This is a genomic window from Halobaculum sp. EA56, from assembly GCF_051195075.1.
Classification (GTDB): Archaea; Halobacteriota; Halobacteria; order Halobacteriales; family Haloferacaceae; genus Halobaculum.
In genome coordinates this window covers 35,834-52,220 of record NZ_JBNTJX010000013.1, presented here as the reverse complement: position 1 = coordinate 52,220, position 16,387 = coordinate 35,834, and the positions used below count along the sequence as shown (strand labels likewise).

The 16,387-nt window shown below is 51.1% G+C and carries 12 protein-coding genes; 5 read left to right on the top strand and 7 right to left on the bottom strand.

Going from position 1 to position 16,387, the window contains the following annotated elements; genetic code table 11:
• Positions 1–60: 60 nt before the first annotated feature.
• Entirely contained in the window at positions 61–1,146 is a 1,086-nt protein-coding gene (locus tag ACQUQ1_RS17165; protein WP_435065526.1) for a glycosyltransferase family 4 protein, read from the bottom strand.
• A 1,484-nt stretch (positions 1,147–2,630) separates the two neighbouring features.
• Here ACQUQ1_RS17165 and ACQUQ1_RS17160 point away from each other — a divergent pair.
• Together ACQUQ1_RS17160 and ACQUQ1_RS17155 are read left to right on the top strand one after the other, a co-directional pair.
• Positions 2,631–3,173, top strand: a complete 543-nt coding sequence (locus ACQUQ1_RS17160) for a hypothetical protein (RefSeq protein ID WP_435065525.1) — start codon at positions 2,631–2,633, stop codon at positions 3,171–3,173.
• Positions 3,174–3,179: 6 nt separating this feature from the next.
• Positions 3,180–3,803 carry a sulfatase-like hydrolase/transferase gene (locus ACQUQ1_RS17155; RefSeq protein ID WP_435065554.1) on the top strand — a complete coding sequence of 208 codons (624 nt, stop codon included), beginning with the start codon at positions 3,180–3,182 and terminating at the stop codon, positions 3,801–3,803.
• A 260-nt stretch (positions 3,804–4,063) separates the two neighbouring features.
• On the opposite strand, the gene ACQUQ1_RS17150 is transcribed toward ACQUQ1_RS17155, so the two are convergent.
• Positions 4,064–5,206: a glycosyltransferase family 4 protein gene (locus tag ACQUQ1_RS17150; protein ID WP_435065524.1), complete on the bottom strand. Its 1,143-nt coding sequence runs from the start codon at positions 5,204–5,206 to the stop codon at positions 4,064–4,066.
• A 923-nt stretch (positions 5,207–6,129) separates the two neighbouring features.
• On the opposite strand from ACQUQ1_RS17150, the gene ACQUQ1_RS17145 reads away from it, so the two are divergent.
• From ACQUQ1_RS17145 to hisC, 3 genes are read left to right on the top strand one after another with little or no spacing between them, the layout of a single operon-like run.
• A complete protein-coding gene (locus ACQUQ1_RS17145) occupies positions 6,130–7,263 on the top strand; it encodes a phenylacetate--CoA ligase family protein (RefSeq protein WP_435065523.1) in 1,134 nt (377 codons plus the stop codon).
• 1 nt (position 7,264) lies between these two features.
• Positions 7,265–8,164, top strand: a complete 900-nt coding sequence (locus ACQUQ1_RS17140) for a PHP domain-containing protein (protein ID WP_435065522.1) — start codon at positions 7,265–7,267, stop codon at positions 8,162–8,164.
• Positions 8,165–9,256 (top strand): histidinol-phosphate transaminase, encoded by a 1,092-nt coding sequence (hisC, locus tag ACQUQ1_RS17135; RefSeq protein ID WP_435065521.1) that lies wholly within the window; start codon positions 8,165–8,167, stop codon positions 9,254–9,256.
• Between the two features lie 13 nt (positions 9,257–9,269).
• Here hisC and ACQUQ1_RS17130 read toward each other — a convergent pair whose 3' ends face one another.
• The 5 genes from ACQUQ1_RS17130 to ACQUQ1_RS17110 form a co-directional block, all read right to left on the bottom strand.
• Positions 9,270–11,417: a bi-domain-containing oxidoreductase gene (locus ACQUQ1_RS17130; RefSeq protein ID WP_435065520.1), complete on the bottom strand. Its 2,148-nt coding sequence runs from the start codon at positions 11,415–11,417 to the stop codon at positions 9,270–9,272.
• A gap of 123 nt (positions 11,418–11,540) precedes the next feature.
• Positions 11,541–12,344, bottom strand: a complete 804-nt coding sequence (locus tag ACQUQ1_RS17125; RefSeq protein WP_435065519.1) for a methionyl-tRNA formyltransferase — start codon at positions 12,342–12,344, stop codon at positions 11,541–11,543.
• Positions 12,337–13,179: a polysaccharide deacetylase family protein gene (locus tag ACQUQ1_RS17120; RefSeq protein ID WP_435065518.1), complete on the bottom strand. Its 843-nt coding sequence runs from the start codon at positions 13,177–13,179 to the stop codon at positions 12,337–12,339. Before ACQUQ1_RS17120 ends, ACQUQ1_RS17125 begins: the two co-directional genes overlap by 8 nt.
• 27 nt (positions 13,180–13,206) lie before the next feature.
• Positions 13,207–15,108: a heparinase II/III domain-containing protein gene (locus tag ACQUQ1_RS17115; protein ID WP_435065517.1), complete on the bottom strand. Its 1,902-nt coding sequence runs from the start codon at positions 15,106–15,108 to the stop codon at positions 13,207–13,209.
• A 2-nt stretch (positions 15,109–15,110) separates the two neighbouring features.
• Positions 15,111–16,352, bottom strand: coding sequence for a glycosyltransferase family 4 protein (locus ACQUQ1_RS17110; RefSeq protein ID WP_435065516.1), 1,242 nt, complete (start codon positions 16,350–16,352; stop codon positions 15,111–15,113).
• Positions 16,353–16,387: the final 35 nt, after the last annotated feature.

The following is a 16,387-nucleotide window of genomic DNA, read 5'->3' as shown; positions in this document are numbered from 1 at the left end:
AGACATCTTGAAAATGTGGTGGATCACCAGTCTCATTCCAACTGTCTGGTAGTAAGGTCATTACTGGTGCACCGACGTCAGAATATCTGACAAACCATTAATGAGTTTCTCTCCAATCGATTCATGAGAGTTCCGTTCATGGACGGTCTCGCGGGCCCGCTCGCCTAATCGTTCATAACGAAGTGGGTCCTCAAATAAACCCTCTATAGCAGCCTGGAGATCTTCCTCTCGCTGGGAGTCAACGAGGATGCCTGTCTCCCCATTAGTGATTTGTTCGTCAATGCCGACACTTGGATTTCCAACGATTGGTAAACCGGCTGCCATCGCTTCAAGAATGACATTCGGGTACCCATCCTCCAAAGAGATATACAAAAACAGATCGGCGTGAAGATACAGTCGGTCTACATCCTCAACATAGCCGAGAAATTTGATGCGATCTCGGACATCGTCGTTGGGGGCCATTTTATCGGCATAAGACTCCACCCGGTTCTTATACCGGCCAGATCCAGCCACAACGTATTCGCAGTTGTCTTTTTTATCGAGAATACTGTAGATGGCAGGAAGTGCCAATTTAAGTCCATCAAATTTACCTTTAAATTCTAGATTTGTGACAGTCAGTATTGTCCAGTCGGTAGAGAACGCTGCTGGCGGAGTGGTGGCATAGTCGGCCAGGAAGGGAGTCACGTCTTTCGGCACAGGGACCACCGCGTACTGCACCCCACTCAATCCCGGAGAACTCCGAAGTGTCTCTGCAACGTGTTCTGAAACGACAATTACACCAGGGGAAAACCATACCACTAACCAATGCAGTAGTACAATTAGTAGAGCCATCGCAGCGGAAAAAAACTGGCCGGCTCGAAGGTTTTCCCAAAAGTCATTCTTGTGTTGTCTGATGAGATCACCAGCGACCCTCGGAACAACTGGGATACGGTAAGGGGCCGCCACTAAGAGCGAAACGAATCCCAGGCTGGTGCCCTTTGTTAGTATCACGTCCGGATCTTCGTTTATTATTTTCGAACGAACTGAAACCACAAGGGACGCGTACTTTTTCACCAATCCTAAATCGTCCTTGACATCAATAGTAACGACATCAGCTCCACTCCGTTCCAACGGCGTAACGATCTTGCTGGATCGGAGACCCGCCACAACTAATATTTTCATCAGCGACCAGCCTCCATATTTCGATCATTCATCCTGGGTGTCCTCCAACAATTGGTTGCTCCCGATACCAACTTGGTATCTCACAATGAATTCTGATCCGAGTTCGCTTATAATACAAATCATATATGATCCCTCGCTCGGGAGAGGTCGATGCAACATTTATGATAAATTCTTTGACCATATGATGTATGAAGGAGTTGATCTTAAACGACCAGACTAAAATTGGTATGATAGGTATTTCAGGCTTTTGCAATCAGTAGATTCTATGACAAGGTGCTCGCACGGTCGGTGGAAAACGGCGTCGTTTTAGAAAGTTACTGGATACTTTGACAAGAAAGGCGGTTGTATGACAAAGATTCGGACCACAGTTGTTCATTGAGAATTTGGTCATGGCAAAAATAGAATCAATAATTAAACTATGTGTAGGTAGGATCGAAGTGGCCGTTGGTTTTGCTAGTTTATATTCAAATTCAACTATTCTATTGAATGTATCAAGTGAATTGACTCGGAGTTTGTGAAGTGATAGCGGACACCCGACCAGATGAAGTTGGTAATCAGCTTCACTTTGCGAGCTTATCAATTTCAAATACCAAACAGTATCTTGAAAGGTGGGAGTCCAGAAGAGTCGCAATGCGATTCATAACTGGATTCAGAAGGCCGGTCTATAGCCGACCAGCGACGGGGCACCGAATCAGGTATGTTGACGAGAGTTTAATTCGGATCAATGACAAACGATTCTGGTTGTACGCTGCCAGTGGGTCCGAAATCAACGAATTCCCCCATACCAAGCTGTTTCAGACCAAAAGAACGTAACTCACCGTATTGGTTCTCCGCGAGATCCACTAGAAACAGTAGGTCGAGAAAGTGACTTTCACCGTTGGTGAAGCGCACTATCTTAGAGCCGCATTGGAGAGCTTCGTTCTCTAATTTTAGATAACTCACTATGGGAATCAGTACAGCGTCGAACGTATCTTTCGTGAGGTGAAAGGCCGAAATTCTCCTTGTCTAGTGCGTTCAGCAACGCGGGGTACTCGCAACGATCGAGGCACCCGTTCTTTGTCTCCAGAACGAGAGATTCAACACGATTACCTTGAACCACAACGTCATTCGTGATATCGTGATCGAAGACGGAGCATTATCTCGGACCTGACGACAGGGAACAACTACACCAATGGTAGTATTATCGTTCGGGACATGGGGATCGTTATGACACGGATGAGTTGTGAGCAATCCATTTGCATGTCACGGCCTCAACAGGCTAATTGATAACTCGACGAATGTTCGAAGTAATCCATCTACACGCCATTAGCCTGATGACGAAGACGACCTGTGGGAATCTCTACAACGGAATGGTAAACGCCAGTGGGGCAGACATAGCGCTGGTAACCCAGAACAAGACGACAAGAGTATCTTGATGAACTAGTTCTTGCTACCGTAAACCTTTACTACTGACAATAACTGTTAATCCTATGGCAATAGATGTTGAGAATGTGGTTTTAATAGTCGGAGATGCAGTACGATATGATTACAGCTGTGATCTCCTCTCAGAACTCGGCCAAACTCACAAGTCTGTCTCTGCATCCCTCCATACAGCGCCTTCCTTTGCCAGTATATTCACTGGACAGCACGTTCCAAATCATAATTCTGGCACGTTTCACACAACGATTGATGACTCTATAAACAAAATCTCTGACTTGGATAACCATACCGTCGGTAGTCCAGATAGCGGTATGAACAAACAGATCCAATGGCTGCTGAATGACGTAAGAACACAGGATTTGGGAGATATGCATCCACCATTCATATGGACGGTCAGGACTGGTGGCGGACACTCACCATATAACAATTATAACTATAAGGAATTCAAAGCTGACATCGGGGCTGGGGAATATTTCGATAAAGCTGCGGGTGATGCCAAATTGATGCGCTCAGATTACAGGTCCGCCCTCGAAAAAGAGGTGGATTATATCAAATCTGTACAAGAGGAATTAGAGGAACGAGGGATTCTATAAGAGACTCTGATTATATATACTTCAGATCACGGAGAACTTTTAGGCGAGTATGGGATGATTGGACACAATCATATCGCTTGCCCCGAATTAGTATATGTGCCTACAACATTAATCCATCATGAGATAGAACCAGGTGTTTCAGATAAACTACTTAGCAATGTTGATATTTTTCCAACTATCATTGATACCCTTGGATACTCTCAAATTGATTCTCTGGATGGAATGTCAGCTTTCTCAGAAGCCGAGCGAGAGTATGCATATAATTACTACCTGACATGGTTCTACCAGACACCGTGGTTCAATAAGTTAGATCGTGTTGTTCATAGTGTCTGGGGGTCTCAAGGTGGTCATTCGAAAACAGAGACAACACGTATTGAGGGATTGTTGATATGGTTGGCAATTCTATTAAAATCACCAAAAGGAAAACACATTCGCCGTACAAAGTCATATAAACAGAGTTTTCGAATGTTCCAGCCTGGTTGGAGGAAATTTGCCACACCTGAATTCGATATTCCAGAGGCGAAATCTATAATTAATAAATTAAAAGAGACGACGGACAATCCTGTTGAATTTAAAAAGACATTAGATAGAGATCAAAAAGAACAGCTGGAAGATCTTGGCTATCTATAGTGATTAATAAGTTCTGACGGTATACTTTGTAACGTGGCCCAGATGCCATTTTCGCGGAGATGTATAATGCCCAAAATCTGTCAATTCTATATCCAGTATATGAATTATTCTATAAGAAAATATTTAATACACCATGAGATAGATTGTTGAAATTCAGTAAGATTATCTAAGCTCCTGGGGCTGGTTGCAGTTCATAGCTGGCAGCTGCGATTCCTTTCTAAGTGCGTCCGATCCCAAATTTTGGTTCTCGAGTCTCACCCTCAACCTTGTACAGACCTGTAAATCTCTTCGTGTCGTCGTACGCAGGCCGCCAAGGAGAACTCTTCCTCGACGTGATTTCTCGCATTAGCAGCTCGTCGCCGTCGCTCATCTGGATCAGCCAGCGCGGCTTCAATTGCGTCCGCCATCGCATCAGGGTGCTCTGACGGTATGACCCAGCCGTAATTATCGGACGGCAATTGTTCGGGGACGCCCCCAACATCTGTCGCAACGATCGGTGTCTCCATGGCCATCGCTTCCAAGACTACTATCGGACAGGCCTCAGCTGTTGAGGATAGCACGAATAGATCGAAGAGTTTCAACAACGCTGGAACGTCCGACCGGAAGCCAACGAACTGGACCTGATCATTGAGACCCAACTCCGACCGCAGCTCCAGCAATTGGTCGAAGTACGCCGTTCTGGTATCGAGTTTTGCTCCAACGATTGGCACAGCGACCGGCCTCTCAGGAGCGATTTGTGCTATCGCTTGGAGCAGATACTTGTGGCCCTTTATTGGGTTCACATTGCCGATAGTTCCGACGACTGGAACTTTATCTGGGATCCCTAAGCTTTCTCGAATCGCTGGTTCATCAATTGAGACTCTCTCTGGATCAAATCTATCTAAGTCGACCGGTGCGTACAAGGTCCGAGTGCTTTGGGAATCAGGGAAGTAATACTCGCCAACCGCATCAGCGGCGACGACAAGCTTATCAGCCAACAATCGACCAGCTGCCGCCGTAACTTCTTTCACCGGCGTCGGCAACGCTGTGTCGTTGAAGTGCCAAACTACGCTTGCGTCACTGCGAGCTGCAGCGAGTGCTGTATGCACGTTGACCGGCGTGTTCACGTGCACGACGTCAACCTCTTCCTCAGAAATAATTCGGCGAGTTCGACAAATCATCGGTAACACTGCCTTCAAAAACCGTAGATTCCCGTATATATTACGTGGTTTGGTCACTTGGTGGGGAGAAACTTTTCGAACCTTGAATCCAGCCTCGGTTGCGGCGTCAACAAATTCATCGGTACCGTCAGGGACGACAAATACTGTCTCAATGCCCCGGTCCCGAAGCTCTTTGGCGACCGACAGGCCCCGTTGCTGAGGTCCCCCCATCCGTGGATCAGTGAAGCTGTTCAAAACCCGCATTAAGTTAGATTCGTCATCGAATACATAAATACTCTGTGAATCTACGTCGACATATGATATCAATTAATTTCTAGTATTGGTATTAGGATCAGCTACAAAAATCTCTACGCTCTTGGATAGGACCCTTTTAATTTAGGAGAGAGGTGGCCGTTGATCCGGGTGTTCTGTGACCGAATTCGACCTCCTTAGCGGAGTAATCGAGTGTATCGACTTGTATTATATGGAGATTCACGATGTACTTGGTGTCTAGTTGTTCGCAGAATATGAGGTAGAGGTGCAAGTTCTAGCGAACCCCGTTCATAAATCGTCGGCGAACACGAAGACGGTGCCAAACTCATCGTAGGCGCACGTTCGATGTCGACACTGTATGAAGCCAATGTCAGTGAGGAGGAGTAGGTAATCCGGTGACGGGAGAGATGGCGACATCTGTCGACCATTTCGGCGCACCGGCGTAGCTTCAAACCATTGTGGTCGAACGGTTGAAACAGTTTGAGAACGTTACTGAACATGATCTCAAGACGGTTGTCGAAGGTGACGTCGAAGACCGACAAAACCTCGCCTACCTCTGAACGACCAAGATAGAGGATATTGGGCCGACGCGGTTGGTTGTCCCAACAGCAAATTAAAGACCCTACGAAAAGTTTAGAGTAGTAATGACCCCAGATATTTCGATATCAAATCACTTCCGGCGAAAAGATATTCAGGATTTTTTGGATAACTTCCCGACACCACTGCGAAAGGCTATGAAACGAGTAGCGAGTTACGTACCGAAACGGTATGTGATCGGGCAAAAGTACAATGATACTCGGACCTTTCTGAACGACTCACAGTGGTGGTCTGAAGAAAAGTTACGTAATTATCAGGAAATGCGTTTGAGAGAGCTCATCAAACACGCATACCAGAATGTTCCGTATTATCGCGATGTGTTCGACAAGCAAGGCCTTTCACCATCTGATATTCAGACGGTAGATGATCTCTCAAAATTACCAAGGTTGACAAAAGACGATATCCGACAAAATTACCAGCGGCTTCAGGCACAAAACGTTGATGACGCGATAGTCCACCACACGAGTGGCTCCACCGGTGAACCATTTAGTTTCAAGCAATCCACCGATATTGAACAGATAGAGCGAGCGTTTATCAATCGGGCGTTTAGCGCGCACGGGACGGATCTATACCACGAAAAGACAGTGTGGCTTCGTTCCTACTCACCCGAAGAACACGAGCCGATATACAAGTACGAACCCCATCTCGGGATTCTGTTCCTCTCTCCCTTCCACCTCTCTCCAGATCGATTAAACGAGTATGTAGAGTTGATCAACTCGTTCGGTGCTTCGACTCTAGTAGGATACCCATCTTCTGTCTACATATTTGCTACACTTCTCAAGGATAGCGACCTGAGCCTTGACCACATCGATGTCGTCCATACCGGCTCAGAGAATTTCCTTCCGGAGTGGCGTGACCGTGTGGAGTCTATACTTGGCGTCCCAGCCAAGGACCACTACGGAATGGCTGAGAAAGTCGGTCTATTCCACCAGTGTAGTGAGTCATACAAATACCATGAGAACTTGGAGTACGGAGTCGTCGAAATAGTAGACCGTAACAATGGGACCGGACAGATCGTTGGTACAAGCCTCTGGAACTATGCAATGCCGCTTATCAGGTACGAGATGGGTGACAAGGCGACCATCAACAAAGGATCGACCACCTGCGACTGTGGTCGCGGATTACCGCTAACCGTCGAACGGTTCGAGGGACGAACGGACGATATCCTTCGGACTCCCGATGGGCGACTACTGCCCGCTGTCAACTTCTACACTCTGATGTACGATATCGAAGGTGTTGAGATGTTCAAGCTCCTCCAGACTGCGGTCGACCACGTGGAAGTACGACTGGTCGTGTCGGACTCGTTTGATAAGTCGAACGAAGCGGAGCTTCGATCCGGGCTAAACCAGCGATTGGGTGACAACATCGACATCCAAATTCAGTATACGGATATCATCGAACGCGACCCCGATAGCGGAAAGATCCGTTGTGTCGAATCGAGGATTAATTAATATGCTCGCGGACCTCCATGTCCACACCGCACATTCACATGACAGCTGGGCAACCGTTGAAGATGTGCTTGATGCTGCTGAGCAACGCGATCTCGAAGCGATCGCAATAACGGACCACGATACGGTCACGGGCGCAAAGGAAGCCCGTAAACTGGCTGATAGTCGTGACATCACCGTCATTCCGGGTGTTGAACGAACCGTACCTGTAGGGAAACACGGCGTTCATCTCATTGGTCTCCATGTGGACCAGCTTCCCCCGAACGACGAAGTCATATCAGTTGTCGAATCGATACACGATCAAGGGGGGGTCGTGGTCGTCCCACATCCGTTCCGTGTCGGAACCGGCCTCCTCGACCACGCGAAAAACGGGACAATCCAACAGTCGGCAGCTGAGTCCGTTCTCGAACGTGCCGATCTACTAGAGGTCCTCAACTGGAAGGATAGCCGCTCCGCTATTTCGAAAACTCTCGAGTTCGCGCAGGAGAGTAACCACAACATCGTCGCCGGTACCGATGCACACACCAGCACCGACGTCGGAAAGCTAACAAATTGCATCCACTCACCTCAGACCATTAAGGAAGGAAGCAAGATCACTGTTCCCGTAGACGACCCCACCACAGTCAGTATCAATAACCTTCCAGAGCGGCTACTCGGCCGGTCCACACGCTCAAAGGATTCGCCGATCAGAACCCAACTCATTTCGCTGACCGCAGATGTGATGGACTTCGTTCCCGGTAACGAACCGAACCATACCGTCAAGAAAGTGTTACAACGTGCACGCGCGACCTTCGAGATGGCATCAGCCAACGAGTCGGACAGCGACGCCTGGGTGTCCAGTGTCGTGCTCTCGCGGTCGCAAGATGAAACAAGTTTACGATTAGAAGCTACAAATACGAAATAGATGCCTGAACCAACCGATGACATATCGGAGATGGCTCCATACACTGTCTCCGAGAGTGCAAAGCTGTCAAACGACGACAAGGGGAACAAATTAAAATTGGACTGGAACGAATCAACGTTCCCACCTTCTCCCCAAGTACGAGAACGACTGGAGGAATTCGTTAAAAATGGCCATTTCGAGTACTATCCGGACGTCACCGCCAGAGAACTTCGTGAGAAGCTCGCTGAGTATGTAGGATGTGGTGTCGAAAACCTCCAAGTGTTCAACGGATCCGACGACGCACTCCGGGCTATCCTGGATACGTACCTCGGCCAGGATGATGTGTTCCTCGCCAGGGAACCCGTCTACACACAGCCTTACACGTTCGTCGAGACGAACGGTGCCAACCGGGTCACTTTCACTTGCGAATCGCCGTTTAAGAAAGGTGTCGACCGGTTCCTGACAGTTCTTGAAGAAACGCAACCGAAGGTCACCTATATTCCCAACCCCAATAATCCGACAGGGGTTTATTACACTCAGGAAGAGATCGAGGAACTACTGTTAGCAGCTCCAGATACACTTTTCATCGTTGACGAGGCGTATTATGAATACGCCGACACTACTGTCTCGAATTCAGTATCCGAGTACGACAATCTGATTGTATGTCGGACTTTTTCGAAGGCGTTCGGCCTTGCGAGCTGCCGAATCGGTTATACGGTCGCAAACAAGGAGATCATCCGGGAACTCGAGAAGGTACGAAACGGAAAGAGCGTGAATTTGTTCGGCCAAATTGCCGCCTCGGCAGCACTAGACGACATCAAGTACATGCGTGACTGTGTCCGGACAGTTGTTGAGACCCGCGAATGGCTGGTTGAAAACCTCCGTGCCCGAGGCCACAGCGTGGTCTCGACACCGGCGAACTTCGTGCTGATCGAGATCGATAATCCGAAGGGCACGATAGAAGGCCTGAAACGAGAGGGAGTTTACGTCCGAAATCGGGACTATCTGCCACAGCTCGATGGTTATATCAGGGTGAGCATCGGTGACCGAGAACAGATGCAAACGTTTCTTAATGCCTTTGAGAGAGTCACCGAAAAGAGCCGCGCAGACTGATTTTTGCCCGCTACTACAGGTATCCGTCTGAGTCCACTTCGACGCCATCTCCCGATCGAATTGCCTCGTGAACACCGAATGTCGCCTCGGTCACCTCCATTGCCTGCTCCAGCGGCAGCGGCGACGGCTCGCCAGCAAGGATAGCATCAACGAACGCGTCGAACTCCGCCTCGTGGCCCTTGTCCTGTCCAAGGCTGATCCTCCCACCTGTGAAGTTATCTACTGTCGCTGTCTGCCCGTTACCAAATGCTTCAACGTATTCTTTGGCGAGCGAGTTGTCACCAAATGTGGTGTAGGTGATGCCTGCAGTACTGCCGTCCTCAAATGTGAGAGTAATCTGTACGTTCTGCGGGAGACCTGCCCCCTCATCCGCGGTACTCGCCGACACCCGCTCGATGGACGAATCCGCGACAAACCGCGCGAAGTCGACGAAATGACAAACTTCTCCGACAATCCGACCGCCGCCCTCCTCTGGGTCGTTAATCCAATGGTCGTCCGGTATCTTGTCGGCGTTGACACGGTAGGTCAGCATCACTGGGCCGGGGCCGTCCGATATCGTCGCCTTCACCTCGCGGGCTGCCGGGGAGAACCGGCGATTAAATCCGACCATCAACCGGCCGTCCGACTCGCGGGCCGCCGCAACGACTGCCCTTAGTCCTTCCTCGTCGATCGCCAACGGCTTCTCGACGTGGACGTCTTTGCCGGTATTCAGCGCCGCCTTTGCCACCTCTGCGTGGAGATCGTGGCGCGTTGCGACGACAACCATGTCTACGTCCGCATCGCCCGTTATCTCAGTATAATCTGACGTGGAGTACACACAGTCGTACTCGTCGGCAACTGAAGACGCGGAGACGCCGGTCCCCGAACAGACCGCGTGCAACTCAAGATCGTCGTGATCAGTGAGGATCGGTAGCAGTGTCCCTCGGGCAAAACTGCCGGCTCCGACCAGCCCGACCGACAGCGGTGAAGTCCGGCCCGGTGTCACCTGAGACGACCGGTCGGCGTGAGGCCGTTTCGTCGGGTGCTCTCGGTCGGGGTCGTACTCCAGCAGGATGCCTGTGAACGCTTCGTCATCTGGATTTTCTAAGATCAGCTCGTAGGCGTCGGTGGCGTTATCAATGGAGAATTGATGAGTCCGGAGCGGCTCGAAATCTACTCGGTCATCAGCGAGCAGGCGGAGACACTCCCGCATATTGCGGTTTTCTGTCCATCGGACGTACCCGATCGGGTAGTCAAGCCCCTTTTTTTCATAATTGCGGTCATACCGGCCTGGCCCGTACGACCTCGAGATCCGAAAGTCGAGTTCCTTGTCGTAGTACACCTCGCGAGGGACATCCATCCCAACCTTCCCGACCACAGAGACTCGCCCTTGCTCTCGGGTGATGTCACCGGCCATCTCGACAGGTTCATCGCTACTTGTCGAGGCCGCAATAAGCGTCGCATCGACACCGTAGCCATCTGAGAACGACTCAGCGGCGGCGACGACGTCATCCTCGCCGATGACGGCGCCCTCAGTTGCACCCACATCAAGACCGCATTCGACTTGCGCCGGGTCGATGTCGATGCCGAGCACCGGAAAGCCATATGCGTTGAGGATTTGTGTTGCGGTCTGGCCGACCAACCCGAGCCCGAGAACAGCGACCCGCTCGCCAGGCGTCAGATCCGCCCGGCGGATACCCTGCATTGCGATTGCCCCAATGGTGACGAACGCCGCATCCGCAAGATTGACGCCCTCCGGTACCGGTGCACACAGATTCTCGGGAACTGAAACTACTTCGCCGTGGTTGGCATACCCAGCGCCTGCACACGCCACAAAATCGCCCTCAGAAAACTCCTCGACATCACTGCCGACCGCGATAACTTCGCCACTACACGAGTATCCAAGCGGTTGCGCCTCTTCGAGTCGGGCCATCACCGCCTTGTAGGTCGAAACCAGCCCGTCGTTCCGTGCCTTATTGAGAACCTTTTTTGCGAGATCAGGCCGTTCTTTTGCCTTGCCGAGGTAGCTTTTCTGCCCAAGTTCAATCATCGACTTCTCGGTGCCGGCACTCACACACGAATAGTGATTCTGTACCAAGACGCTCCCAGCATCTACCTGCGGGCGGGGAACATCTGCGATCCGCACATCACCGGTCTTGAAATCCTGAATAACTTGTTTCATAGTAAAGAGTGTCTGATGGTGGGGGTACGTCGTGGATAACGAACCGATGGCTGGTAGGATGAGTGTTACGACTGACGTTTTCGTATCCGATTCCGAGAAGGTGCGATCTGCTGTTTTTCGCTGTCAGAAGAACCGGTTGCCTTGCTCAACAAACTGCCTGACATCATCACGCTCGGGCATCGAGTAGTACGATCCATCGTCCGACATGGGAGTTGAGTTCACAGCTCCGGCATGAATATCTTCAAGAGCAGCGACAAGGAGTTTGGAACCATTCTCAGCAACCCGCCGATTTAGTGTATGGAGGGTGTCATCATTATGAATATCGAGTGGCTCCTGGCGAAGAATCGCTCCGCCATCTAGTTCTTCAGTCATATAATGGACCGTAATGCCAGTCTGGGCTTCATTGTGCAGGAGCGTCCAGAAACTCGGTGAGACGCCCTTGTATTCGGGGAGTAGTGATGAGTGGATATTGATCGCACATTTGGATGGGATATCTAGTAGTTGACTGTCGAACTTCTGAGTCGCTGCGACTGAGACAAGCACATCCGGCGATAAGGACTCAGCGTATGCCACGTACTCGTCGGTATTCACATCTTCCGTGTGACGGTACTCGAGGTCGTGACGCTGGGCAAGCGTCCGAGGTGAGTACGGACTTCCGCGTCCAGTTATCCTGTTTACCGTATCTAAAAGCCGGTATTTTCCATAAAACCAGACGTGTTGGGCGAACACCGATGGACCGAATCGGGTGAAGAAGTCCCAGAGAAATACTGGCATACTCTTCGTGCCTAACGTCGGCGGTACCGTTGTGAGACTGACGATGCGAATGTGGTCAGCATCGAGTATCCCGTGTAGGAACTTCGGGATGTAGTACTGCTCTCGAACGGTCACGAGAAGGACATCAAGGGGTTCGTCCGTTTGGTCACTCATCGTATTCGTCCGTGACTCGTTCGTAGAGCTCCGTCAGTTCGCCGAATCGATAGCCGTTCGTCTGGAGACTGTCGAGCAGTCGGTCAAGCATGGGGAATCCATCGTGTTTGTGGCGTGAATATACTACTTTGTACCGGCTGGGGAGTGCCGAGAACGCATCGGGTACCACTAAATCATGCATGTGCATATCGAAGATGATGGGCGAAGGTGGGTACTGTCTGACGAGCCAGTCGTAGCCTCGACCGAGAAATTTCAGATACGAGATCGAGACGGGAACCCGAATCAGATCGGAGTGCACAGTAAATGGGAGTTCGACGACACCGGAATCACGATGGCGGAACGGCTCTCGGCCCCGGCGTGCATTATTGAACCGCCCGGGGCGCCACGAGGGGAATAGTGTCGAACTAAATGAGACACCGTGTCGAGCCAACACGTCGTAGTCAGACGCGTACGCATCGCCATCAGGGAACCGATATCCGATGTGTTTTGTCTCGAACTCTGACTGGATACGCGCAACACTTTCACGCACCTCATATTCCACATCCGCCTCAGCCCGGGTTGGATGGGTATGTGAGTGGGCGTGAAAACTTACTGGGACATCAGCCTCCGCAAGTGTTTGAATGGCTGTCGGCGCTTCCTCTAACACTTCTGTTTGAACGAAACAAGTCAGAGGGGCCGAATAGCGTTCAAGCACGTCGACGAGCTGTCCCGTCTCCCGAGCTGCTTCATACGTATTAGACGTAAGCGCTGTGCCATAGTCACATTCCAGATCTAAAGTCAGATATATTGCCCGCTCGTCGGGCCAAGGAAGTGAGTTAGTATCGGTTGACTCCATTTGAGGGGTATTTCCTGAACGAGTTGTTTAAGTACTTGGTTGTTGACCGTTCTTCGATACTAGTCGATCGAAGTTGTAGTGTTGATCTTCCATGGAGACAACGAAGCCGTCAGTCCGAGATTTAACAGCAATGTCAGGATCCCTCCCCGCAGTTATAATAAAGCCAGTACACTCCGCTGTCTGGTCGTATCGACAGCGGAGCACGGGTCGCTCGACTCGGTCGCCGAACCGTGGGAAGTAGGGGGAGGTCGTTCTCGTAACTGTCTCCGTCCCCAGCGGACGAATCACTCCACTTGCCGCGGCGTCGGTTCGTTGGAACCTGTATTCGCTGCCGTCCGAGTGCAGGTCTATCTCGGGATGGAAATGGAGGTACGATGTGAGAGTCTCAGTGGGCGCCCCATCAAACTCGTCGACGACGATCCACCACCCGTGTCCACTCAGGATATCACGTTGATGTCGGTACGCTGACCGCAAATATTTCCGGCGTTCGTACCAGCCCGCAAAGTGGTCGTGGCCGTCGTCACGAGAAATACGTGACTGTGGGGTACAACGACGACCCATTAGATACTGCCCCCCGATGGGGATGGGTTCGTACTCGCCAACTTGGACGGTATTGTGTGCTTGGACACCCCGGACGTATGTCCGAGTCGTGTCAGGGACGTAATCGTAGGCACCGGTGTCAGTCAAAATTCGTGCCCCGTTAATCCACAGCATGATGCTAAGCATATCGTTGTGGGAATGGCCTGGGAGATGTGACGGCCCAACCGGACCGCCATCGACGAGCACTCGATTCTCGCCGTTCCCCAGCCAATGATAACCACTGGTGTCTAAGGACTGCTGACGTCGGCCGGTGGACTCTGTGGCAACACCAACCTTCTCAGCGTATCTAAGACAGTCTGTAAGCGGGAGGAATTCGTCGAATACAGCATCGTTTAGCAGCGGAATCCGCTCATCGGGAGGTGTGAGCGACCGCAAGAATCGGGTCGCATTAACAGCAGTTTGCTTGATTGATTCAGGCGGATCGTCACCTGTAGCTGACAGCAGGTCAACCGCGGTCAGATACCGCTGTAGAACAAGTATGTGGTACATCGGGCTTCGCTCGAAGTGACCACCGTCAGCCAAAAACTGATCTACAGCACACTTCTCAAGAATCGAAATTCCTTTTTTACGCCACCTGCGGCCGTACTCTCTGAAGAGCGACCCAGCCATCAGGAGGGCGGCACCGTTTTCGATTAAATGATTACCGCCGACATCGTACTCAACGTGGTTTTCAAGGAAGAGAGCGTTCTTGAACGCAATCTGTGGGACCTGATCAGCGAACGTGGTCAGAGAATCTTGTAGCCACGCATACAGTCGACAGAGGCGGAGCACTCTAAGCGAGACAGCGTGTGGAGTCCAATCCCGTCGGAGATACTGCGCCCCACCGATCGCGATATTATCATCCCAACTCTGCAAGAGCTGGCGGATGGCGTGAAGTATCTCCTCCGGACAATCCTCAACTGTGTACCCACACACGAGCCAGTTGACAGGCTCAAGCGCATGGAGGTGCAGTCGCCACAACGGTGGGAACGATGCGATTGTATCGTGATCCCAATCAAACGATGCGGTCTTGCCAATCTCAAATGACTGGCCAAGCATGGACAGCGTACCGTTACTTAGTTCGGACAGCTTCTGTTGGTATGTTGTCCGAAGATCACTACACAGGCTCGCTCGCAGGACCTCCAAGTTTTGTGTTACCACGACTGAATCGGGCTGAGTATTTCGTGGGATTTTCCTCTCGTACCAGTCATCGATATCGACAGGTAGGTTCGGTACGATGGCATGTCGGAGTTTTCGATCCACCATCCCGGTTATTTGCCGGGGGTGGAGGTTTATGCCGGTATGATAGAACAGCGAGAGTTCCTTGGGATTCGTCCACCGGTCGAACATCGTTATGCCGGTGGCCGTTCCGTCCGACTGGGCCCCTCAGTAATAAGTGTGGAGAGCCGGTCGCTAAACTCTAACGCGATGGCTTGTCTGTCGTAATGATCGACCACATGGCTTCGCCCATTTGTACCAAGTTCTCGTCGCCTCTCCTGGTCGCTCAACAGCGCGTCGATGTGTGCCGCGATGGCTTCAGGGTCATCTTCTGCGACGACACCTGCGTTTGACTCGTTAACGAGCTGTTCGATTGCGCCCTCTCCGACTGCTATTACCGGTAATGCACAGGCCATATACTCATAGAGTTTAGTTGGGACGGCGTATCGCAGTGATTCGTCCGTTTTAATCGGGGCAATACCAATCGTCGCTTGTGATAGCATCTCCGGGACTTGCTCTCGTGAGACGAAGCCTGTGAATTCAACACGGTCTTCAACCTCGAGTTCCGCGGCCCGCACCTCCAATTTTTCTCTTAAGTCACCATCACCAACGATTCGAAACGTAAGCGATGAATCCCCAATGTGGCAGATTGCTTCAACGCAACTTTCCAGTGCCTGACAGTGGCCGATCGTCCCAGTGTAGATCATTACTGGGTCCGTGATCGCCGTCTCATCTCGTGGTTCGAATGACTCGACATCGACACCATTGGGAACCACGGTATACGGCGTTTCAGTACCATACTCTTGTCGAAGTATGTCGGCGGTCTCCTCCGTAGTGACGGTTATGAGTGATGCGATTTGGAGTTCGTACGAGCGATACGCTTTACTGAGCCGTTCAGCGAGTCCGCCTTCCGAGATGAAGCCAAGGTTCACTGAGAGGTCGATCCACACGTCTCTGATATCGACAACCCACGGGATATCCAGTAGCGTCGCGAACGGTAGCGCCACGAATCCTGTGAACAGGGGCGGAGAGGTAGTCATGATTGCATCTTGGTCGTTAATATGGAACACCGACCACAGGAACGCGTGGATCGCGAATGTCACATAGTACGCAATCCGACTCATGACTGAAGGATCCGGATCGGTTGGTTGCCACGCCCACAGACGATGTACCTCAACCCCGTCAATGTCCTCGCGGTGATGGGGCTGCCACGTGAAGTCATACTCCCCATGTGGATAGCACTTCGCGGGCGCAACGACCGTCACGTCCCACTCGTCAGTCATGAACCGGGTCAAGTCGTGTATCCGTGAAGCGTTGCCACCCTTTTCAGGCGGAAACGCCTGCGAGATGACTAGCAGAGAGTTTTTGTGACTCATATAGTAGTTCCCGCTCTTGAGCGTCGTTCCTGTTG